General features: G+C 60.0%; 22 protein-coding genes. 10 read left to right on the forward strand and 12 right to left on the reverse strand.

Annotation, left to right across the window (positions count from 1 at the left end; translation table 11 throughout):
* The first annotated feature begins 2 nt into the window (after nucleotides 1–2).
* The 6 genes from CKO36_RS05055 to CKO36_RS05080 are packed head-to-tail and all read left to right on the forward strand — an operon-like array spanning nucleotide 3 to nucleotide 5,961.
* Nucleotides 3–2,912 carry a monovalent cation/H+ antiporter subunit A gene (locus CKO36_RS05055; RefSeq protein WP_200281420.1) on the forward strand — a complete coding sequence of 970 codons (2,910 nt, stop codon included), beginning with the start codon at nucleotides 3–5 and terminating at the stop codon, nucleotides 2,910–2,912.
* Nucleotides 2,900–3,235: a Na+/H+ antiporter subunit C gene (locus tag CKO36_RS05060; RefSeq protein WP_200281421.1), complete on the forward strand. Its 336-nt coding sequence runs from the start codon at nucleotides 2,900–2,902 to the stop codon at nucleotides 3,233–3,235. The genes CKO36_RS05055 and CKO36_RS05060 overlap by 13 nt, the downstream gene beginning before the upstream one ends.
* Nucleotides 3,232–4,761, forward strand: a complete 1,530-nt coding sequence (locus CKO36_RS05065; protein ID WP_200281423.1) for a monovalent cation/H+ antiporter subunit D — start codon at nucleotides 3,232–3,234, stop codon at nucleotides 4,759–4,761. The genes CKO36_RS05060 and CKO36_RS05065 overlap by 4 nt, the downstream gene beginning before the upstream one ends.
* Nucleotides 4,761–5,327 carry a Na+/H+ antiporter subunit E gene (locus CKO36_RS05070; RefSeq protein ID WP_200281425.1) on the forward strand — a complete coding sequence of 189 codons (567 nt, stop codon included), beginning with the start codon at nucleotides 4,761–4,763 and terminating at the stop codon, nucleotides 5,325–5,327. The genes CKO36_RS05065 and CKO36_RS05070 overlap by 1 nt, the downstream gene beginning before the upstream one ends.
* On the forward strand, nucleotides 5,324–5,596 hold the full coding sequence (locus tag CKO36_RS05075; protein WP_200281427.1) for a K+/H+ antiporter subunit F: 273 nt from the start codon (nucleotides 5,324–5,326) through the stop codon (nucleotides 5,594–5,596). Before CKO36_RS05070 ends, CKO36_RS05075 begins: the two co-directional genes overlap by 4 nt.
* Nucleotides 5,593–5,961: a Na+/H+ antiporter subunit G gene (locus tag CKO36_RS05080; protein WP_200281430.1), complete on the forward strand. Its 369-nt coding sequence runs from the start codon at nucleotides 5,593–5,595 to the stop codon at nucleotides 5,959–5,961. Before CKO36_RS05075 ends, CKO36_RS05080 begins: the two co-directional genes overlap by 4 nt.
* Before the next feature lie 71 nt (nucleotides 5,962–6,032).
* On the opposite strand, the gene CKO36_RS05085 is transcribed toward CKO36_RS05080, so the two are convergent.
* Nucleotides 6,033–6,251 (reverse strand): hypothetical protein, encoded by a 219-nt coding sequence (locus CKO36_RS05085; protein ID WP_200281433.1) that lies wholly within the window; start codon nucleotides 6,249–6,251, stop codon nucleotides 6,033–6,035.
* A 332-nt stretch (nucleotides 6,252–6,583) separates the two neighbouring features.
* On the opposite strand from CKO36_RS05085, the gene grxC reads away from it, so the two are divergent.
* The 4 genes from grxC to CKO36_RS05105 are packed head-to-tail and all read left to right on the forward strand — an operon-like array spanning nucleotide 6,584 to nucleotide 8,213.
* Nucleotides 6,584–6,850 carry a glutaredoxin 3 gene (gene grxC / locus CKO36_RS05090; protein ID WP_200281436.1) on the forward strand — a complete coding sequence of 89 codons (267 nt, stop codon included), beginning with the start codon at nucleotides 6,584–6,586 and terminating at the stop codon, nucleotides 6,848–6,850.
* Nucleotides 6,847–7,263: an RNA-binding S4 domain-containing protein gene (locus CKO36_RS05095; protein ID WP_200281439.1), complete on the forward strand. Its 417-nt coding sequence runs from the start codon at nucleotides 6,847–6,849 to the stop codon at nucleotides 7,261–7,263. Before grxC ends, CKO36_RS05095 begins: the two co-directional genes overlap by 4 nt.
* Before the next feature lie 16 nt (nucleotides 7,264–7,279).
* Nucleotides 7,280–7,759: a hypothetical protein gene (locus CKO36_RS05100; protein ID WP_200281442.1), complete on the forward strand. Its 480-nt coding sequence runs from the start codon at nucleotides 7,280–7,282 to the stop codon at nucleotides 7,757–7,759.
* A gap of 16 nt (nucleotides 7,760–7,775) precedes the next feature.
* Nucleotides 7,776–8,213 carry a CoA-binding protein gene (locus CKO36_RS05105; RefSeq protein WP_200281445.1) on the forward strand — a complete coding sequence of 146 codons (438 nt, stop codon included), beginning with the start codon at nucleotides 7,776–7,778 and terminating at the stop codon, nucleotides 8,211–8,213.
* Nucleotides 8,214–8,243: 30 nt separating this feature from the next.
* Here CKO36_RS05105 and CKO36_RS05110 read toward each other — a convergent pair whose 3' ends face one another.
* The 11 genes from CKO36_RS05110 to CKO36_RS05160 all read right to left on the reverse strand — a co-directional run bounded on the left by CKO36_RS05110 (nucleotide 8,244) and on the right by CKO36_RS05160 (nucleotide 19,748).
* Nucleotides 8,244–9,074 (reverse strand): Lcl C-terminal domain-containing protein, encoded by an 831-nt coding sequence (locus CKO36_RS05110; RefSeq protein WP_200281448.1) that lies wholly within the window; start codon nucleotides 9,072–9,074, stop codon nucleotides 8,244–8,246.
* Between the two features lie 31 nt (nucleotides 9,075–9,105).
* Nucleotides 9,106–10,224, reverse strand: a complete 1,119-nt coding sequence (locus CKO36_RS05115; RefSeq protein ID WP_200281451.1) for a sulfur reduction protein DsrS — start codon at nucleotides 10,222–10,224, stop codon at nucleotides 9,106–9,108.
* A gap of 52 nt (nucleotides 10,225–10,276) precedes the next feature.
* The gene (locus CKO36_RS05120) at nucleotides 10,277–10,591 is read right to left on the reverse strand and encodes a HesB/IscA family protein (protein ID WP_200281454.1); all 315 of its coding nucleotides are present in this window, start codon (nucleotides 10,589–10,591) and stop codon (nucleotides 10,277–10,279) included.
* A gap of 102 nt (nucleotides 10,592–10,693) precedes the next feature.
* Nucleotides 10,694–12,097 (reverse strand): cobyrinic acid a,c-diamide synthase CobB, encoded by a 1,404-nt coding sequence (locus CKO36_RS05125; RefSeq protein ID WP_200281619.1) that lies wholly within the window; start codon nucleotides 12,095–12,097, stop codon nucleotides 10,694–10,696.
* A 91-nt stretch (nucleotides 12,098–12,188) separates the two neighbouring features.
* Nucleotides 12,189–13,427, reverse strand: a complete 1,239-nt coding sequence (gene nrfD, locus CKO36_RS05130) for an NrfD/PsrC family molybdoenzyme membrane anchor subunit (protein WP_200281457.1) — start codon at nucleotides 13,425–13,427, stop codon at nucleotides 12,189–12,191.
* Between the two features lie 18 nt (nucleotides 13,428–13,445).
* Nucleotides 13,446–14,246, reverse strand: a complete 801-nt coding sequence (gene dsrO / locus CKO36_RS05135) for a sulfate reduction electron transfer complex DsrMKJOP subunit DsrO (RefSeq protein ID WP_200281460.1) — start codon at nucleotides 14,244–14,246, stop codon at nucleotides 13,446–13,448.
* Nucleotides 14,243–14,794, reverse strand: coding sequence for a sulfur reduction protein DsrJ (locus CKO36_RS05140; protein ID WP_200281463.1), 552 nt, complete (start codon nucleotides 14,792–14,794; stop codon nucleotides 14,243–14,245). Before CKO36_RS05140 ends, dsrO begins: the two co-directional genes overlap by 4 nt.
* 56 nt (nucleotides 14,795–14,850) lie before the next feature.
* Nucleotides 14,851–16,809 (reverse strand): NAD(P)-binding protein, encoded by a 1,959-nt coding sequence (locus CKO36_RS05145; protein ID WP_200281466.1) that lies wholly within the window; start codon nucleotides 16,807–16,809, stop codon nucleotides 14,851–14,853.
* A gap of 141 nt (nucleotides 16,810–16,950) precedes the next feature.
* Entirely contained in the window at nucleotides 16,951–18,480 is a 1,530-nt protein-coding gene (gene dsrK / locus CKO36_RS05150; RefSeq protein ID WP_200281469.1) for a sulfate reduction electron transfer complex DsrMKJOP subunit DsrK, read from the reverse strand.
* A gap of 91 nt (nucleotides 18,481–18,571) precedes the next feature.
* Entirely contained in the window at nucleotides 18,572–19,303 is a 732-nt protein-coding gene (locus CKO36_RS05155) for a respiratory nitrate reductase subunit gamma (RefSeq protein ID WP_200281471.1), read from the reverse strand.
* A gap of 112 nt (nucleotides 19,304–19,415) precedes the next feature.
* The gene (locus CKO36_RS05160) at nucleotides 19,416–19,748 is read right to left on the reverse strand and encodes a TusE/DsrC/DsvC family sulfur relay protein (RefSeq protein ID WP_200281473.1); all 333 of its coding nucleotides are present in this window, start codon (nucleotides 19,746–19,748) and stop codon (nucleotides 19,416–19,418) included.
* Between the last annotated feature and the right edge of the window lie 8 nt (nucleotides 19,749–19,756).

Consider the following 19,756-nt stretch of genomic DNA (forward strand, 5'->3'; position numbering starts at 1 on the left):
CCATGTTTCTCGCCTGGATCGTCGCCATTCCCTTCCTTGGCGCCTTGCTGCCCTATGGCGCAGTGCGACTGGTGCCGAAGCAGGCCTGTGGCGCGGCAGCCTCTCTAGCAGCGGCGCTGGTCAGCACCAGCGCGCTAATCATTGCGCTGAGCCATACGCCGGACGTTTTTGCCGGCGGCGAGGTGCATGCCTCCATGCCCTGGATTCCGCGCATCGGACTCACCCTGGCGTTGCGCTTCGACGGGCTGGCCATGGTCTTTGTGCTGCTGATCTTGGGCATCGGCCTGCTGGTTATCCTCTATGCCCATTTCTATCTGGCGAAATCGGATCAGGTCGCGCGTTTTTTTGCCATTTTGCTGCTGTTCCAGGGCGCCATGCTCGGCATTGTCCTGTCAGACAACCTGCTGCTGCTGTTACTGTTCTGGGAGCTGACCAGCCTGACCTCCTTCCTGCTGGTTGGCTTCGATCCGCGCTCAATCGAGGCGCGGCGCGGAGCGCGCATGGCGCTGGTTATCACCGGCGGTGGCGGTCTGGCGTTGCTGGCGGGTTTTTTGCTGCTCGGCTCGGTAGCCGGCAGCTTCGAACTGTCCGAGGTACTGGCCGCCGGTGAGCGGGTGCATCAGCATCCGCTGTATTTGCCAATTCTGTTGCTGATTCTGCTCGGCGCCTTCACCAAATCGGCACAGTTTCCGTTCCATTTCTGGCTCCCCTCGGCCATGACTGCGCCCACACCGGTGTCGGCCTATCTGCACTCAGCCACCATGGTCAAAGCGGGCATTTTCCTGCTCGCGCGCTTCTTTCCGGTGTTCGCCGAAACCGACATCTGGTTCTATCTGGTCGGTGGCGTGGGGCTGACCACCTTCCTGTTCGGCGCCTATATCGCTATTTTCAAGCACGACATCAAAGGACTGCTGGCCTATTCGACCATCAGTCACCTGGGGCTCATTACCTTTCTGTTCGGATTAGGCACCCCGCTGGGCGCAGTGGCCGGACTCTTTCATGCGATGAACCATGCGGTCTTCAAAGCCTCGCTGTTCATGGCGGCCGGCATCATCGACCATGAAGCCGGCACCCGCGATATGCGCCGCTTGTCGGGGCTGTGGCACTTCATGCCCATTACTGGCACCCTGGCCATGGTCGCCGCCGCCGCGATGGCTGGGGTACCGCTGCTCAATGGCTTTTTGAGCAAAGAGATGTTCTTCGCCGAGACGGTGCATCATGAGTGGCTGGGCCATCTGGACTGGCTGCTGCCATTCATTGCAACCCTGGGCGGTATCTTTGCCGTGGCCTATTCGGTGCGCTTTATTCACGATGTTTTCTTTGGTGGCCCTCTGCAAGAACTGGATCGCACCCCACATGAACCGCCGCGCTGGATGCGTATCCCGGTGGAGATTCTGGTCGCGCTGTGCCTGCTGGTGGGCATTTTTCCCGAGCAAACGGTGCGCCCGCTGCTCGATCTTGGGGTGCAAAGCATGCTGGGTTTCGAGCCGCGCTATGACCTGGCCATCTGGCATGGATTCTCCTTTCCGCTGCTGATGAGTCTGGTTGCGCTGGTTGGCGGCTTGCTGCTGTATCGACTGCGGCGGTGGTTATTTCGCGCCCACGATTGGGTCTTTCCGCCGACCAGCGGGGCCTCGGTATTTCAGCGCCTCAGCACCGGGTTACAGCTCTTGGCTCGGGCGCGCATGCCACATCCCACTCAGGCCTCGCTGCAAAACTCCATCGCCTGGCTGCTGCTGACGACGCTGGTGCTGGCCATCTGGCCGCTGCTGCCAGCGCTTTGGTCACTGGATGTCGCCGGACTGAGCGACTGGCTTATGGGACTGGAACTCAGTCCGCTGGATGTGCCCAGCCTGGGTGCCGGGCTGATTCTGGTGGTGGCGGCTGCCGGTGTGGTTGGTCTGCGTCGCCAACGTCTGCAAGCTACCATCCTGGCCGGAGTGATCGGGCTGGTGCTGAGTCTGGCTTTTGTGCATTTTTCCGCGCCTGATCTGGCGCTGACCCAATTAACCGTGGAAGTGGTCACCACCATTTTGCTGCTGCTGGTGCTGTATTTTCTGCCGCAATCGGATGTGGCGCGCCTGTCGCGGTGGCGGCGCACGCGCGATCTGGTACTGGCGGTAGTGGCGGGCACGGGCGTGGCAGCCCTGGCCTTGGTCATCATGACCACCCAGACGCCGAGCATTGCTGAGTATTTTCTGCACGCCGCCAAGCCCGCCGCTGGCGCGAGCAATGTGGTCAACGCCATTTTGGTGGACTTCCGCGGTTTCGATACCCTGGGAGAAATCACCGTCCTGGCCATCGCCGCTGCAGGTATCTTTGCCATGCTGCGCGGCATCCGTCTGCACACACCGCAACGCGATCTGTTTGGGCGCCCCTGGTCGCCAGATGTGCACCCGACCATTCTCGCCATGCTCTCGCGTCCGCTATTGCCCATGGCGCTGCTGGTGGCGGTGTTTATGCTGCTGCGCGGGCATCATGAGCCTGGCGGCGGCTTCATTGCCGGACTGATCGCCGGTATTGCGCTGGTGTTGCAACAGCTCGCCAGCGGTCAGCAGTGGTCGGCCGAGCGCCTGCGGCTGAACTACACCCGGCTGATCGGTGCCGGTCTGCTCATGGCACTTGGCACGGCCAGCGCTGCATTGCTGTGGCAGCGTCCTTTCCTAACCAGCGCCTTCTGGCACAGTGAATCCACCTGGCTGGGCGAACTGGAACTGACCAGCGCCATGGTCTTTGACACCGGCGTTTTTCTGGTGGTCTTGGGAACCGTGATGCTGATTCTCGATAACCTGGGGCGGCTAAGCGGCCATCGTCAGCATGGGCGCCGTGCCGGGCACCAAGTGGCCGCGCATCCAGCACCGGTGCCCGCTGCCTCAGCCCCAGCCCTTGGGAGCGCACCATGGAAGTCCTGATAGCGCTCTGCATTGGGGTTCTGGTCGGCTGCGGCGTCTATCTGCTACTGCGCGCGCGCAGCTTCTCTGTGGTACTGGGACTCACGCTGCTGTCCTATGCAACCAATCTGCTGCTGTTTGCCTCCGGGGGGTTACGCAGCAACCAGGCGCCCTTGCTGCATGAGGGCGGCTCCTTTGCCGATCCCCTGCCCCAGGCGCTGGTACTGACTGCCATTGTGATCGGCTTTGCCATGACCGCTTTTATGCTGGTACTGTCGCTGCGTGCCCTCAGTGATCTGGGTTCGGATCGGGTCGATTCCCGGCGCGGCGGGGAAGAGCGTTGAATCAGTTGATTATTGCGCCGGTTGCGCTGCCGCTCGCCACCGGCGCGCTGCTGTTGATTTTGTGGCGCGCGCCGTTGCGCCTGCAACGGGCGCTGAGCTTGTTGGCCACCCTGGGACTGCTCGGAATCAGCGCCGCGCTGCTGTGGAGCACCCAGCAGCAGGCAATTCAGGTCTATCTGATCGGTGACTGGCCGGCACCCTATGGCATCGCGCTGGTGCTGGATCGCCTGGCGGCGCTGATGCTGGCCCTGACGGCGCTGCTGGCGCTGTTCGCCCTGGCCTATGCCATGACCGGCGGTGATCGTGCCGGGCGGCATTTCCATGCGTTGTTTCAGTTTCAGCTGCTGGGTCTCAATATCGCCTTTCTAACTGGCGACTTGTTCAATCTGTTCGTTGCCTTTGAGATTTTACTGATCGCCTCCTACGGCTTGCTGCTCCACAGCGGCGGGGCCGCACGCACCCGGGCCGCCCTGCACTATGTGGCGCTCAACCTGGTCGGCTCCCTGCTGTTTCTAATCGGTCTTGGCACGCTCTATGCCGCCACCGGCAGCCTCAATATGGCCGATCTGGCCAGCCGTATCGCGGCCCTACCAGCGACCGATGCCACCCTGGCCCGGGTTGCTGCCATGCTGCTGCTGACCGTCTTTGGTCTCAAGGCGGCGGTGATTCCGCTGCATCTGTGGCTGCCCGGCACCTATGCCGCCGCCTCAGCCGCCGTTGCCGCACTGTTCGCCATCATGACCAAGGTCGGCCTCTACGCCATCATCCGCCTGAGCACCCTAGTGTTTGGCCTGAGTGATCCGCCGATGCTCGACTGGCTCGCGCCCTGGCTACTGATGGCCGGGCTGGCTACATTGGCCATGGGCACCTTTGGCGCCATGGCCACGGACGACCTGCGCGAGCTGATCGCTCATCTGGTGGTGGTCTCGGTGGGCACGATGTTGACCGGGATCGCGCTGGCCAGCCCGGCTGGGTTGGGCGCCAGTCTGTATTACCTGCTGCACAGTACCCTAGTGACAGGCGGGCTCTTTCTGCTCGCCGAGCGTATCGCCGCCGCGCGCGACGGCAGCACCCGCCTCAGCGAGGGCAAGCGCCCGGCGCCGCAGCATCAGTTGGGCTGGGTGTTTTTCTGCGCTGCCATTGCCGTGGCTGGCATGCCACCGCTGAGCGGTCTAGTCGGGAAGGTGCTGCTGCTCATGGCCGCGCAAGCGCACCCGGCCTTTCTCGCGGTCTGGATACTGGTGCTGCTGTCGAGCCTGTTGCTGCTGATGAGTCTCTCGCGCGCGGGTATTTTATTGTTCTGGCGCGGTTCCATGGCCACTCAGATAGCGCCGCGTCCCCTGCCCTGGCTGCTGGCCACTGCCCTGCTGAGCCTGAGTCCGCTGCTGGTAGTCTTTGGCGGCGCGCTCAGTGACTGGACCCAGGCGACCGCCGCGCAGACCCTGGATGCCCAGGCCTATGTCACAGCGGTGCAGCACAGCGCTCCCGTTGTCCCCCGCCCCCATCACAGCGGAGATCATCACTGATGCTGCGTCGCCTGCTACGCACTTGGTTCCCGCATCCACTGCTCAGCCTGACGCTGCTGATGATCTGGCTGCTGCTCAACAACAGCCTGGGTCTCGGCAATCTGCTGCTGGGCACGGTGTTGGCATTGACGCTGTCACGCCTGACGGCCAATTTTTGGCCCGAGCGTCCCCACATCCTGAAGCCGCTGAAGCTGCTGCGTTATCTGGTGCAGCTGTTCTTCGATATCCTGATCGCCAATCTGCAAGTGGCCGTGCTTATTCTGGGGCCACGTAAGCGATTGCGCCCAACCTTTGTCGAACTGCCCCTGGAGCTGACCGATCCCTTCGCCATCACGGTACTGGCCAGCGTCATTTCGCTCACGCCTGGTACAGTGTCCGCCGATGTGATCCCAGCTGCCGAGGCCACCAGCACCACCGCCAAGGCATCCGGCCAGACGGGTGATCCGCCGGGCAACCCAAGCGGTGCGATCCTGCTGGTGCATAGCCTGGATGCCAGTGACCCGGCGGCGCTGCTCCAGCAACTGAAACAGCGTTACGAAGCCCCACTGCTGGAGATTTTTCGATGATTCTGACCACCACCGTGCAAATTGCCCTGGGGATGATGACCCTGGCACTGCTGCTGAATCTCTGGCGGCTGATGCGCGGCCCCGATACCTCGGATCGCATCCTGGCGCTGGATACGCTGTACATCAACACCATTGCGCTCATGGTGCTGATTGGCATTTACTTCGACCGTCAGGCCTATTTCGAAATTGCCCTGATTCTAGCCATGATGGGCTTCGTCGGCACGGCGGCCCTGTGCAAATATCAACTGCGCGGCGATATTATCGAATGATCATCGAGCTCCTGGTTTCCGCCTTTATTCTGATTGGCGCCACCTTCGCGCTGATCGGCTCCATTGGCTTGCTGCGCCTGCCGGATTTCTACACTCGCCTGCACGGCCCTACCAAAGCCACCACACTGGGGATCAGTGGCATGCTCATCGCCTCGGGCCTGTATTTCAGCACCGGCTCACACGACGCCACCAGCCTGCACGAAATTCTCGTCCTGCTGTTTTTGTTTATCACCGCTCCGGTCAGTGCCCATCTGCTGGTCAAAGCCGCCCTGCACCGACGCGTCTACTCGGTGGCCAAGCGGCCCCAGGTACTGGCCAGAGGACAACGCGCGCAAGCAGCGGTCAAGGAGCGCGAGCACCGCTAACGTCGGCGTATGCAAGAAAGGTCCAGCAGCGAGCCCAAGCCGCAGGGCAAGCAACGCCACGTTGGCACGCGCTAAAAAACTTCCACATCAGGCGCGTAATCGACGTCCTTGAGAATCACCTGAGCGTCAGCAACCCCAGTGTGCCAAGCCTCGGCAAAGACGCTGCCGGCTTCATAGGGGCAGGTTGGCTCTGGCAGTTGGTCGAAGTGAGCCTCACAAGCAGCTAAGAAACCGTTCTCGTACTCAATGGCGTTAAGTTGTGAGATCTTGGGTTCTGATTGCTCACTCATGTCGCTAGCTCATGGGCTTCTTGTTCAGACAGCTTGTTCAACCATAAGGTCTACTGTCTGGTGGTTCCGTGGCGCCGAGAGGGTATGTCTTATGGATGGGAGTCTATGATACCGGGATTTGCACTCGGGTTTCGTCAACTAAGTCAAATAATAAAAAAGTCCCGGGGCATTTGCCCCGCCAGCAGGGGCGATTGATACGCGCCCGCCCTGGCGATCCGGACTCGCCGCTTACCATGTCGGCTGTTAATCTTAATCGGGCAACCCCACGGCGGACGCAGGGCAGGCACCCGGCTCCGCCTGGCCCATAAAGCGTACAACAGTCGAGACGTACCATGATCAAAATCGAAATGTATGGCACGGCGGCCTGCCCTTATTGTGTTCGGGCGCGCCGACTCCTGGACAAAAAAGGCGCGGACTATACCGACATCCGCATTGATAAAGACCCCTCGCGTGAAGCCGAGATGATTCAGCGCAGCGGGCGCTTCACAGTTCCACAAATTTTCATCGGCGAGCGCCATATCGGCGGTTATGATGACATGGCCGAGCTGGATATGGACGAGGCGCTCGATCCGCTGCTGCGCGGGGAAGACCTGGCATGAGCGGCGCTCCGATTCCGGCTGAAAGCAGCCAACGGCTGGATAAATGGCTGTGGGCGGCACGGTTTTTCAAAACCCGGCAGCTAGCCGTGGAGGCCGTCAATGGCGGCAAGGTGCAGGTTGACGGTCAGCGCTGCAAACCCAGTCGCACGCTGCGCCCTGGTGTTCGCGTTCACATTCAGAAGGGCGAAATGGCCTGGGAGATCGAAGTCCGTGCGCTGTCCAAACAGCGCCGCCCAGCCAGCGAGGCCGTGTTGCTGTACGAAGAGGACGAACACAGTCGCCTGCAACGTCAGGAGCGTGCACGGAAAGCACGCGAAGACGCGCCGCTGCGCATGCGCGGACGACCGACCAAGCGCGACCGGCGTCAGATCATCGCCTTTCGCTCCCAGGATTCGGATCAAGCCGATCACTAACGGCAGGCATTTTTTCATGGACACCCAGGCACTGCGTGAAACCTACGATGAAATCAATCAATGCGGCTGCCCCTATGAAAAGGCGATACTGACCGGCCAATGCGAGTGCTCACGCGCCAGCCGGTTCTGCCTGGCCGAGCGCGAAGGCGTGCGCTGCACTGCCGACCAAGCCCGAACCCGTTGCCTGGCGCTGCTCGATATCCTGCGCGGTCAGGCGCGTTTTGCGCTCAAGACGCTCGATCAAAACCGCGCGCTGGCTCATAACAAAGCCTTGCGGGTGCAGGTCGGCGGTCTGCAGGGACTGCACAAGGCCCTCTGGCCGGAGCGCAAGCTGCCAACGGCCATCGGCGACATTGATGCCCTCATTGAGCAGGCCATTGCCGAGTTCGGTCGCCTTGACGCCCTGCCCTTCGGCCAAATTGTGCAGCAAATGGCCGCCTATCCCGGCCTACGCCGGCGGCGTTCACGCTCGCGATCCCCCTATGGCCCACTTTAAATTCAGAGACTTCAGCATGGCTTCCAATTACGAAACCTTTTTTGACTGCAACCGCTACGCGGTTATTGGCCACTCATCGGCCAAACCCTTTCCCCTGCTCAGCTACCGGGGCCTGAAAAAGCTCGGCAAGCAGGTAGTGGCCATTGATCCCAGCGCCCAGCACATTGATGGCGATCCCGCCTACTCGGATCTCAGCGCCCTGCCCGAGTCAGTCGATGCCGTGATCATTGAGGCCCCCAAAACTGACACCAAAGACTGGATCGCTCGCGCAGCTGAGGCCGGCATCAAGCACGTCTGGATTCACATGGGCCATGACACACCGGAGGCTTGCGCCCTCGCTGAACAGCACGGCATGAATGTGCGCACCGGCACCTGTGCGGTGATGTACCTCAAGCCCGGCCTGTCCTACCACAGCATCCATCAAATGATCATGAAGGCACTGGGCAAGTATTAGGCGCTGGCGCACGAGCCATCAAAGCACCAATCAGGGTTGCGCTGGCGCGGGGGGCGGAGGTCCGGCCGGCCCAGGCAGCAAGGCAGGATTCTCTGCACCTGGAGCTGCATCCGGCTGAGCGGGGGGTGCCTGGTCAGGCGGTGGCTCAGCCGGCTGAGCATTGCCGTCAGCTCCGGCGTCGGGCTCCACTGGGGGCGTGGCCCCCGGATCGGCGCCGGGCTCAGGCTCAGCCACAGGTGCATCAGGGGCTGGCTCTTCGGGTTCCGGTTCAGGCTCAGGCGGTGTGTCATCCCGCACCAGGCGCAGATGCACCACGTTGCGCTGATTGGCACTGAAATCATCCCCAAAGGCAAAGCTGATTTGCCCGGCGCGCTTGGTATTCTCCGCCTCGGGTGAGTCGAACCAGAACCAGCCTGAGGGCGTATTGGGAAAGGCCATCAGATTGGAGGCCGGAAACTCGCAACCGGGCTGAATCAAACCGTTGAGTTCATCGTAAGTGGGAATCCGCCAGTTATTGTGACCGGCAAAGGTGCTCTTCTGAGCAATGTCCAGCGCCTGCTCCCAGGTAAGATAATCCAGACGCCCCTCTTGGCAACGCTCGCCGCGCAGGCCCTCAGCACAGCGCTTCCACATCAACTCGTTGTCCTGATCGCTGATGGTGCCATCATCATGCAGTATCCAGCGTTGTTCATCGAGTTCCGAGTCAGGCTCACGACCGCAGTCAGGGGGAGGACGCTGATAAACCACCTGAGCCGACACCACAGCCGGCCCTTGCAGCAAGGCTGTCAACCACAGCATCAGGACCGCCCGCCAGCCCCACAGTGACCAGACTCGCCGGCGGCCAGGATTCAGATCGCGCATCGGGCAAGCCTCCTTCAACAGATGACGACCGCTAGGCACGCAGATCGGCAATGGCAGCCTGGAGTGGCTCCATCACCGGAGCCAGTTTGCGCCGCATCAGGGTGCCAAGGGTAGTTGGATCCGGCAACAGGGGACGCAAAGTGGCGTAGCTCACCCCCGACAACAAACGCAGCGCAACCAGTTCTGCATGTAACTGAGGCCGCTGCTCCAGCGCATTGGCCAGTGCGCCGTGCTGTGACGCCGCCTGGGCAAACTGCTCAGCCTCGGCCTGGAGTTCGGTGATCGTCAGACCCGGATCACCCTCAGGCCGCAGCGACGCAAAGTACGCGTGCATAACATCGAGCGTAGCCATCAGCACCTCTTGATTGGGCGCTTTCGCCAACACCCGCGATAGGGTGTCGAGAAACCGTTGCCCAACCCCACTGCTGCAGCGCAACAACAGGCTGGCGCTTGGCTCACCCGCCTGCACGGCTAGAGCCAGTAGCTGCTGAAGTTCATCCGCCATAGCGCGAGGGGCCAGCGGCTCGGGCAGATCATCCGGCCGGGCACGTAAAAAGCCCACCAAACAGGCCGGCTTGCGAGCCGACTTATGCCACAGATCCAAGCGTTGCTCGGCGCTGATCAGGCCTGGTTGCAGCACACGCTGCACGCTGTCCATGATGGGGTCGCTGTCGGTCTCGAACGGCAGAAAGTCTATCAGGTACTCCGCCAGTTCGGTCCCGAACGGACTGGCCACAATGCTGTCATGCGCCAGCATGTGTCGGGCATTGTCGGCGTCTTCCATGGCCCACCAGGCACGCCGGGCGAGCTCTTCGGTCAGCCCCGGCGAACAGACGGCAGCCACAACAGCCTCCGGCTCGCCGAGCATCAGCAGTGGCTCAAGGCTTTGCTCACGCATCTGGCCCATGCGCGTCCAGCGCCGCAGATAGATGGGATAGCCACCGGGTGAGCCCAGAATATGCCCGGAGATCAGCTCCCGCACCGCGCGCAGATAGGACTCCGGGCGCCCACTAGGGTGCAGGGGGACGCTGAATTCACCCTGCTCGGCGAGGCCGTGCACCATGAATTTAGCTTCATCAATACGAATGGCCTGCGGCTTGTTCGCCAGCAGGACGTTCAAGCGCAGACTGTCTTCGCTCGACAATTCCATAAGGCGCTTTTGACTGTCCGATGGCGGGCGTCAGACCCGAGTCAGGCCCGACTCAGGCATCGGTCGGCGGGCAATAGGTTGGATCCTTGGGATTAAGGAAAATGAAATGCTGCTTGCCGTCGTCTAGTGTGACGAAGTCCATCACTGTGCTATCAAGCAGCGGCACGAACTCGGGCGCCATCACAATATCAACGCCCTCGCAGGTGAAGCGGATATCATCCTCGCCTAACTCGTCGAAGCCCATGCGATAGTCAATGGAACCGTCGGGATTCTGCGAGGCTGCCAAGCGCAGCGACAACCCCTCGGTTCCCCCAGCTTGTGCGGCTTTAACGACCTGCTCGGCCGCCGATGGAGTCACTTTGAACATAAGCCGATCCTTACTCGTCAGTCGCAAATGCGTTGCGGTCAATTTCCCAAAGTTGTTCGTACCAGGGCCATTTTCAAGCGTCATCCAGCCTGTTCATTGCGCTCAGGCACCCAGCGAGGCTTGAATCCCAGCCACAAAACGCTCCGGCCAACCATTCCCCCCCACACCGCGCAAGTGCGTATAGCTCGCCAGCAGGCGGTTGAACACAATACCATCGTGCTGGCCATCCACCCCGGTGCCACGCAGTACCTGATAGGCATAGGTCCAGTTCGGATCAGGGTTGACCACGGCAGAGTGATGGAACTCATGGGCGTGAATCTCATCACTACCCGCCCGGCCCGGCCAGGGACTGGCCCCGGTCTCGCGCAAGCGCACATAACCACGCCCCTGGGGCTTGGCGTGCATAGCCACATCGGCATTCAAAACCCCACACATGGCCGCAGAACGCCCGTTCCAGTGCAGGTGCCGACACAGGTACATCAGACCACCGCATTCAGCATAAACCGGCTTGCCGGCTGCAATAAAGTCGGCCACGGCCGCGCGCAGGCGTTGGTTGGCTGCAAGCGCCTCCATGTGAAATTCCGGGAAACCACCGCCAATCAGCAGCGCATCCACCTGAGGCAGCTCAGGTGACTGGAGGGGGCTGAAACTGATCAGGTCAGCTCCAGCGCACTCCAGCGCCGCCAGATCGTCAGGATAATAGAACCCAAAGGCGGCATCGCGCGCAATCCCGATGCGCAGCCGCGAGGCCGTCGGCGCTACGGATGCCTGGTGTGGATGCCGATGCTGAGGCTCCGCTGCCATGGGCGGGCCACTGGCCGCCAGTGCCAGCAACCGCTCACAATCCACATGCTCGGCAACCCGGACGCGGATTTGCTCGACCTTGTGTTCAGCTGCCTGGGCTTCATTGCTCGGCACCAAGCCCAGATGCCGCTCGTCAATATCCAGTTCCGCCAGCCGGGGCAGCATTCCCAGCACCGGCAGATCGGTGTAATGCTCGACTACCCGCAGCAGATTTGCCCCGTGCCGACCACCGCCAATTCGGTTAAGAATGACGCCGGCAATGCTCAGCTCGGGATCAAAGGCCTGAAAGCCCAGCAACAACGGAGCAATGCCGCGTCCCAGACCCTTGCAATCGACCACCAGCACCAAAGGCACACCCAGCTGCTTCACCAGTTCGGCATTGCTGCCGGCACCATGCAGGTCAATGCTGTCATAGAGCCCAACATTGCCCTCAATCAGGCGCAGATCCACCCGCTGCCCAGCCGGCTCTAAGCCCGCGCGCTCAAAGTAAGCGCGGATCACCTCGGGCGACATGGTATGGAAATCGAGATTGAAACAGGTTCCCCCCGCCGCCAGCCCGAGCCACATCGGGTCGATGTAGTCGGGGCCTTTTTTGAAGGGGGCCACGCTTAGACCGCGACGCCGCAGCTCTGCGATCACTCCGATGCTGAGCGTGGTTTTACCGGAGGACTTGTGCGCGGCGGAAAAATACAGGCTGGACATTGAGGATGACATCGCGGCATCGCTGGCTTTAAGCGGCGCCGCGTCCTGTCTTAAAGTGTCGCGCTCCTGTATGACCGGATGCCTGATCAGACTAGCGCCCGCGTCCTTCCGCAAGCGCGACATGCGGATCCACCACCCGATCCGCGAGGGATTCAGGCAGGAACTGCAAGACGCGAATGCCGACGCTGGTAATCAGCAAGGCGACCGCCACGCCGCCGATCCCCAGTAGGAACTCTGGCAGACTTGGCCAGTAGGGAGCCACAACCCCACCAATATCACCCGGAGCGCCAAACTCAACCACCGTCTTGCCAGGGAACATCTCCAGCGGATAGGCCTGACTGCCGATAATCAGCACATACATGGCGGCCAGACCGCCAAAGATAACCAGCGCGCTGGCCAGAGCAATGGCCTTGGGATTCTTGCCATGCTGCGGGTGATAAATGAAAAACAGCGGCACCAGACTGCCGAGAATGATCCAGCCCAGCCAGAACATCACCGTATAAATTCCGCCTGAAACCAGAATGAAGTGCTCAATGTTTTGAGTCTGTGCGCCATAGAGCCGCGTCAGATGGTAAATCAGGGTGAAATACAGCACGCCTGACACAAAGAGGCCCAAGAGATTTTTCAAGCGCTTGAGCATCAGCGCACCGACCGGGCGATCATCCTGCTCGAAGCTGTACATCAGCACCAAGATGTAGATCGCCAACCCATAGGCAAAGGACATCACCACAAACATCGGCGCCAGCACGGCGGTGTCGTAGGCCTCGCGGCCGACCAGGAAGCCAAAGATGGAGCCGGTACCCGTGGTCAGTGCCAGACGCCACAGAAAGGCGAAGATGCCCACCGGCTTGGTATAGGGCACGCCTTTGCGATCCGCCATAGTCCAGAGGTAGGCGATCACCACTGCCACAAAGCCTGAGTAAAGGAAGATATTCCAGGCAAAGATGGAGCTGAAATTATATGTCGTCATGGCCACCACGAGCCGATCTGGACGCCCCAGATCCAGTACCAGGATCAGCAGTCCACCCACCAGCAAGGCGGCAGCCAACAGGCCCGACAAGCGCCCGAGTGGTTTATAAAAGGCTTTGTCGAACACTGTGCCAATGGAGGCGACGTTAAGTGCGCCCGAAGCGGAAATAATCAGAAAAACCGCAAAGATATGCGGCGTCCCCCAGACCACCGAGTTGGTCATGCCGGTGACCCAGTGTCCGTGGTGTTCCATATACAGTGCCGCCATGCCACCGATGGCAATCACCACCGCCAGTATGGCCAGCCAACTCCAGTAGCGCGAGGATTCAATGCGCCATTCCCGATAGACGATTCTTCTCATAACCGCAAGCCTCGCGGGTTAGATGCCGGCATAGCGCACGCCGGTATTAAGCTCAAGATCCTCACGGATCTGACGGCTGTCGACCTCACGCAACGCCTCGCGCAGCGGCCCGTGCGGCGCGTTCAGGTCGCCGAAAATAATGGCACCGTGCCCAGATTGCTGACAGGCCTCGGCACAGGCAGTGTTTTCCTCACCATTGTCCAGGCGATGTACGCAGAGATTGCAGCTCTCCACGCAGCCCTGGCCGCGCGGTGCGCGGGTCAGCTTTTTCACCACCTGCTCATGAATAAAGGAACGTGCCTTGTAGGGGCAGGCCATCATGCAGTAGCGGCAGCCAATGCAGGTATGGCGATCCACCATCACAATGCCATCCGCGCGCTTGAAGGAAGCGCCCGTGGGGCACACATTCACGCAGGGCGGATGCTCGCAGTGCTGACACATGAGCGGCAGATTGGTCATACGACCGCTCATATTGTCGCGTATTTTGACTTTTCTGATCCAGGTTGCGCGCTGGTTGTCCCATTTCAGCGGTTTCACGCCTTCGGGTTCGTCTTGCAGATCCAGGCCATTTTCATGCTCACAGGCCTCGACGCAGGCGGTGCAACCATCGGCACATTTTGCAGTGTCGATGAGCATCCCCCAGCGCTTGATGTCCGTCACCGGCGTGGTGCGTGGGGCTGCGACGGCCGCTGTATGCAAGATCACACCGGGCGCAATGACCGCTGTCGCTACGCCGGCTGCGGCCTTGGCGACAAAGTCACGCCGTGCCGGCTGCTCGGGCGACTGTTTGAGATCTGGCTGTTGCTTATGTTCGCTCATCGCTTTTGAAATTCCTCCTGCTCAGCCATATCCGGCACCTGCGCCAGCTCACGGCCCAATGCCGGTCGATCCAGTGCTGGACGATCCAGGGATGCAGCCGGCTGGGCGGAAGTCGACGGAGGTGGATTCATCACCTGATTCCAGGATTCACCCGTCGGCACCGTGGCATGACAGTCGAAGCAGTTCAGTGTCACCGCCGCCTTCTCATGACAGGCATTGCAGAACTGTCCCTTGCCGTTAATCGGAATGGGTGTTCCCTGCGCATCATGGGCGGCATGACAGCTCACACAGCCCGAGAGGCTGAACTTGGTGTGGCGAATACCATTGTAGACCGTGGTATTGCGTTGATGGCGAATATACTCCATGTGGTAATGGCGCATTTCGCTGGTTGGCTCGACACACTGATCCAGCGTGGCGGCTTTGGAACCCGGCACAACAAAACCGCCAATGGCTTCCGCGTGCACCGTACCGCCGCCGACCAGAACCAGCAGTGCCAGACTGATGCCAACCGCGATGCGCCAAAGGGGGGTGAGTTTCGTTTCCGTCATGGACGTCTCCGGATATCCTGTCTCATCTCGCACGGCATAAATGGCTCGGGGAACCCTTATTCGCCCAGCCCCATCTTGATGTAGCCGGTTGGGCAGACGTCGGCGCAGATATGGCAGCCAATGCACCTGGCATAATCGGTGTCAACATAGCGCCCGGTGGTGCTTGCGTCTTTCTTGACTCGGAACACGGCATCCTGAGGGCAGAAAATGACGCAGTTGTCGCACTCGAAGCACATACCACAGCTCATACAACGCTTGGCCTCATTGACAGCTTCTTCTTCGCTGTAGCCAATCACCCGCTCCTTAAAGTGGCCCAGAACCGCCTCAGCACTGGGCACCTCTTCCTTGCGATGATAGCGTGGGGTGTATTGGAAATGCCCCAGGAAGAGTTCGTCGTGCGGAATGACTTCGGCACTTGAGCGATCCTCATAGTTGTGGATCGCATACTTGCCACTGGAAGTACCGCGCAAGTCACCCTTTTGAGCATCGAAATGCTCGGGAGCGAGCTTGGCTTCATTGAGCTTGGCGAGCAGATTGAAGTGATGCACATCGACCTTGGGGCGGCGCTTGTGCTCAGCTTGGCTGACATAGTCATGAATCGACTCGGCCGCAATCCACGCCTGTCCAATAGCGGTGGTGAGCAGATGCGGGCGAATAATATCGCCAGCCACGAAGTGGCCCGGCTTGTCAGGCACCTGATAGAACTTGTCCGAGTTCATCAGCCCGCGACCGTTGTCGAAGGCTTCCAGACCGGTCAGATCACCGCCCTGGCCAATGGCCGAGACGATCAGATCCGCCTCCAGTACGCGCTCAGTGCCTTCCACCGGCGTTGGGCGACCGTCGGTCATCTTGCAGTCCGCCACCTTGAGCCCGGTTGCACGGCCATTGTCGTCTTTCAGCACTTCCACCGGCATCACACCGTCAAGCACCGTGACGCCTTCTTGTAAAGCGTCATCGACTTCATGCTCAGCCGCCGTCATTTTGTCGCGCTCAAACAGTGAGGTCAGGGTCACGGTGGCCCCCTCGGCAGCGGCCGTCATGGCCGCGTCATGCGCGACATAGCCATCATGGATCACGGTTTCAGGCAAATCGCCCTTGCCGCTTTTGGTGATATGACCAAGACGCCGCGCGACCGACACCACGTCGATAGAGGTATCACCACCACCAACACAAACCACCTTGCCGGCGGTGACCTTCATGCGCCCTTCGTTAAAGGCTTTCAGGAAGGCGACACCCGAGACGCAGTTGGGCGTGTTATCCCAGCCGGGCACCGGCAGCCCGCGACCGCTCTGACAGCCAATGGCCCACAGAATGGCATCGTAGTCTTGCTCCAGCTGCTCGACTGTGACATCAACACCGACCTTGGTGTTCAGCTTCACCTCGATCTTGCCCATGTCGAGAATGCGGTTGATCTCAGTGTCCAGCGCATCGCGCGGCACGCGATAGCCCGGGATACCGAAGCGGAACATGCCACCCAACCCGGAGTTGGCTTCAAAAATGACCGCTGCATGGCCCTTGCGGCGCAGCTGATAGGCCGCAGCCAGACCCGCCGGGCCGCCGCCAATGATGGCGATGGTCTTGCCGGTATCCGCTGCTGGCGCCTCGAACTTATAGCCGTTGGCAATGGCCGTATCACCAATGAACTGCTCGACGGCATTGATGCCGACATAGTCTTCCAGCTCATTGCGGTTACAGCCATCCTGACAGGGAGCCGGACAGACACGCCCCATCATGGATGGGAAGGGATTGGCATCAGTGGAGCGATGAAAGGCGTACTCCTGCCAAGTCATGCCCTCGGGCGGCTGTTCCAGACCGCGCACAATCTGCAACCAACCACGAATATCCTCACCGGAGGGACAGCTGCCCTGACAGGGTGGTGTTTTATGAATGTAGGTCGGGCACTTGTGCGATGTGTCCTGAACGAAAATCTTTTCGGTCAGGCTCTCCCAGACATTATCGCCGTCTTCAAAACGACGCCAGGAAAGCTTGGTCATTTCGTTGCTCGAAGTCGCCATCGGGTCACTCTCCTCTGGACTAAAACCGCGTGGGTTCCGTCAATCAATATCCGTTAACTCAAAGCAATCCCAGTCGCCAGGCGTTCAATCACTCAGGAGCGATGATCGGGGACCAGGTTACATATCTGTTGTATCTGAACATCAGGCGGCCGCTTCGACCGCTTCCTCTTCCTCGGTCTCCTGACCCGTCAGGATGAGCGCGTTTGAGACCAGTTGATGCACACTGACAATCTGGCCCATATCCATACCGTAGTAAGGCAGCACCTTGGTAAACTGACTCTTACAGATTGCGCAGATGGCGGCCATGTGGGTGACGCCCTTTTCCTGAATCACATGGTTCAGCGCCTCAACCCGCGGCTGCGCGCCCTTCACCCGTACTTCCATGAGATCGTCAGTCAGCAGTCCCCCGCCGCCGCCGCAGCAGAAGGTACGATCACGGATGGTCTCTTCATCCATGTCGTAGAAATGATTGCAGCTGGCCCGGATAATTGCGCGCGGGATATCGAACTGTCCGCCCGGTTTATCGCCCATGCGCGAGGCGCGCGCCACATTGCAGGAATCGTGATAGGTCAGCACCATGTCGTCGTTGCGCGACTTATCAAGCCGGAGCTTGCCCTGCTGAATCAAGTCGTAAGTAAACTCACAGATGTGCTGCGGAACCGGATAGCGCGGATCGAGAAAGTCCCAGGGGCCAACCAGGGTGTTCAAGAAGCTGTAGGCCACTCGCCAGGCATGGCCACATTCGCCAAAGACAATGCGCTTGACCCCCAGCTTGATGGCCGCCTCGCGAATGCGCATCGACACCCGGCGCATGTTGTCGTAGGAGCCGATGAACATGCCAAAGTTGGCGGCTTCCGAGGCATAGGAACTCAGCGTCCAGCTCACGCCGGCCTCATGAAACACCTTGCCATAGCCGATCAGTCCATCCACATGCGGCTCAGCAAAGAAGTCCGCTGAGGGTGTGATCAGCAGGATATCGACCCCTTCCTGATCCAGCGGATACTTAACCTCGACGCCTGTTTCGTCGAACACGTCTTCTTCGAGACCCTCCAGGGTATCGGCCAGCGCCGGTCCCGGCAGTCCCAGATTGTTGCCAATCTTATAGACCTTGCCGATGATCTCGTTGCAATACTTCTGCCCCACGCCGATGCTGTCCATGATCTCGCGCGCAGCCATGGAGATTTCAGCGGTATCAATGCCATAGGGGCAAAACACCGAACAGCGCCGACACTGGGAACACTGATGATAGTAGTTGTACCAGTCGCCCAGAACGTCCTCGGTCAGATCCGTCGCACCGACCAGATCCGGAAACAGGCGCCCCGCCAGGGTGAAATACCGCCGATAGACCTTGCGCAACAAGTCCTGGCGAGCGACGGGCATGTTTTTCGGGTCGTGCGTCCCCAAGTAGTAGTGACACTTGTCTGTGCAGGCACCACATTTCACACAGGCGTCCATGTAGACGCGCAAGGAGCGATAACGTCCCAGCAGATCACCCATCTTATTGATGGCTTTTTTCTGCCAATCCTCGACCAGCTCACCAGGAAAGCCCAGTGCCTCCTGAAAATCAGGCTTGGACTTGAATGGCTTGGAATGCGCCATCACTCCCGGTTTAATCTCCGGGATCTCGGCATACTCCTTGAGCTCGGGAACTTGGAAATCTGCCTTAGCCATGTATCAACCTCGGAATCCTGCGGCCTTGACCAGCACCTTGAGCCACCGTGGGCCAGATCTCCGCAACTAGGGTAAAACTCAGGTGTTCGCTCTACTCTTGCTCGAGCCGTTTCGCCCAGGGCGCGATATGCCGCTGCTCGCGTGGGTTGTCGACCTGATTACGCGTGGGACTGAAAAAGAGCCCTGGCATGTGCAGCAGTTTGCTATACGGAAAAATAATCATCAGCGTGGCCACCAGCAGCAAATGCAGCAGCAGCACCGGATCGGCCGGCAGGGTCACAATTTCAAAATTGTACAGGCCGGCAAAAAATTCTTTCAGACGAATAATGTCGGTATGCACCACAAAGCGCATGGTCAAACCACTGAGACCAATGGCCACCAGCAGCCCGAGAATCAGGTGATCCGAGCGCGAGGAAATATAGCGCACCCGATCCACAAAAAATCGCCGCACCCACAGGCCACCCAGGCCCACCACCATTGCCATGCCGCCATAGATGCCAAACGGCTGAATCATCTGCAAGGGCACCGGCACCGGATCAATGAAATAGCGCAGATGGCGCAGTGTCACCAACAGCAGACCGAAATGAAACATCCAGCTAAAGATCCAGGTCCACTTGTTGCCGCGGAACAGGCTCTCGAACAGCACCACTTCCCGCGTCATGCGCAGCACAACCCCCGAGCCCGTGGTGGGCGCCGGTGTGGTGGGAATTTTCAGCGGCGCCGGTGTGCGGGCATACTGCCAAACCTTAAGCGCCAAGCCACCCAGCAACACGAAGGTCGCAAAGTAGAACAGGTAGGCGTAAAAATTCGAGATTAGGGACATGATCTCGCGACCTCAGTCTTCAGTCGGGATGTCGCACAACGGCTCTCCGGACGGCCGGAGAGCACGCGAAACAAAAATCTGAGCAGCGCTCAGACGCAGCCAGTCGGCTTGATCAGACGCAGCCGGTCGGCTTGGGCAGACCCGCATAGCGGCACGCCTGCTTGGCCGGACCATAGGGGAAAAGGCCATACAGATATTTGCTGTTGCCCTTGTCCTTGCCCATCTTCTTGCCCACCGCCTTGGTCAGCACGCGCACGGCCGGAGCAATCTGGTATTCCTCGTAGTATTCGCGCAGAAAGTTGATGATATCCCAGTGCTCGTCCGTCAGCTCCAGGTCATCTTCCTTTGACATGACTTCGGCCACACCGGGCTCCCAGTCGTTAATGTTCGCCAGGTAACCTTCTTCGTCAGTCTCAAAGGCTTTGCCATTGACTTCGATTGGCATCGTCATCT

It is taken from the genome of Rhabdochromatium marinum, assembly GCF_016583795.1.
In the GTDB taxonomy this organism is placed as follows: Bacteria; Pseudomonadota; Gammaproteobacteria; order Chromatiales; family Chromatiaceae; genus Rhabdochromatium; species Rhabdochromatium marinum.

Bases quoted from the DNA above. Each gene is read 5' to 3' on its own strand.
- CKO36_RS05055 (WP_200281420.1), top strand. From the start codon at position 3: ATGTTTCTCGCCTGGATCGTCGCCATTCCCTTCCTTGGCGCCTTGCTG.
- CKO36_RS05060 (WP_200281421.1), top strand. From the start codon at position 2,900: ATGGAAGTCCTGATAGCGCTCTGCATTGGGGTTCTGGTCGGCTGCGGC.
- CKO36_RS05070 (WP_200281425.1), top strand. From the start codon at position 4,761: ATGCTGCGTCGCCTGCTACGCACTTGGTTCCCGCATCCACTGCTCAGC.
- CKO36_RS05075 (WP_200281427.1), top strand. From the start codon at position 5,324: ATGATTCTGACCACCACCGTGCAAATTGCCCTGGGGATGATGACCCTG.
- CKO36_RS05080 (WP_200281430.1), top strand. From the start codon at position 5,593: ATGATCATCGAGCTCCTGGTTTCCGCCTTTATTCTGATTGGCGCCACC.
- CKO36_RS05085 (WP_200281433.1), bottom strand. From the start codon at position 6,251: ATGAGTGAGCAATCAGAACCCAAGATCTCACAACTTAACGCCATTGAG.
- grxC (WP_200281436.1), top strand. From the start codon at position 6,584: ATGATCAAAATCGAAATGTATGGCACGGCGGCCTGCCCTTATTGTGTT.
- CKO36_RS05095 (WP_200281439.1), top strand. From the start codon at position 6,847: ATGAGCGGCGCTCCGATTCCGGCTGAAAGCAGCCAACGGCTGGATAAA.
- CKO36_RS05100 (WP_200281442.1), top strand. From the start codon at position 7,280: ATGGACACCCAGGCACTGCGTGAAACCTACGATGAAATCAATCAATGC.
- CKO36_RS05105 (WP_200281445.1), top strand. From the start codon at position 7,776: ATGGCTTCCAATTACGAAACCTTTTTTGACTGCAACCGCTACGCGGTT.
- CKO36_RS05110 (WP_200281448.1), bottom strand. From the start codon at position 9,074: ATGCGCGATCTGAATCCTGGCCGCCGGCGAGTCTGGTCACTGTGGGGC.
- CKO36_RS05115 (WP_200281451.1), bottom strand. From the start codon at position 10,224: ATGGAATTGTCGAGCGAAGACAGTCTGCGCTTGAACGTCCTGCTGGCG.
- CKO36_RS05120 (WP_200281454.1), bottom strand. From the start codon at position 10,591: ATGTTCAAAGTGACTCCATCGGCGGCCGAGCAGGTCGTTAAAGCCGCA.
- CKO36_RS05125 (WP_200281619.1), bottom strand. From the start codon at position 12,097: ATGTCCAGCCTGTATTTTTCCGCCGCGCACAAGTCCTCCGGTAAAACC.
- nrfD (WP_200281457.1), bottom strand. From the start codon at position 13,427: ATGAGAAGAATCGTCTATCGGGAATGGCGCATTGAATCCTCGCGCTAC.
- dsrO (WP_200281460.1), bottom strand. From the start codon at position 14,246: ATGAGCGAACATAAGCAACAGCCAGATCTCAAACAGTCGCCCGAGCAG.
- CKO36_RS05140 (WP_200281463.1), bottom strand. From the start codon at position 14,794: ATGACGGAAACGAAACTCACCCCCCTTTGGCGCATCGCGGTTGGCATC.
- CKO36_RS05145 (WP_200281466.1), bottom strand. From the start codon at position 16,809: ATGGCGACTTCGAGCAACGAAATGACCAAGCTTTCCTGGCGTCGTTTT.
- dsrK (WP_200281469.1), bottom strand. From the start codon at position 18,480: ATGGCTAAGGCAGATTTCCAAGTTCCCGAGCTCAAGGAGTATGCCGAG.
- CKO36_RS05155 (WP_200281471.1), bottom strand. From the start codon at position 19,303: ATGTCCCTAATCTCGAATTTTTACGCCTACCTGTTCTACTTTGCGACC.
- CKO36_RS05160 (WP_200281473.1), bottom strand. From the start codon at position 19,748: ATGCCAATCGAAGTCAATGGCAAAGCCTTTGAGACTGACGAAGAAGGT.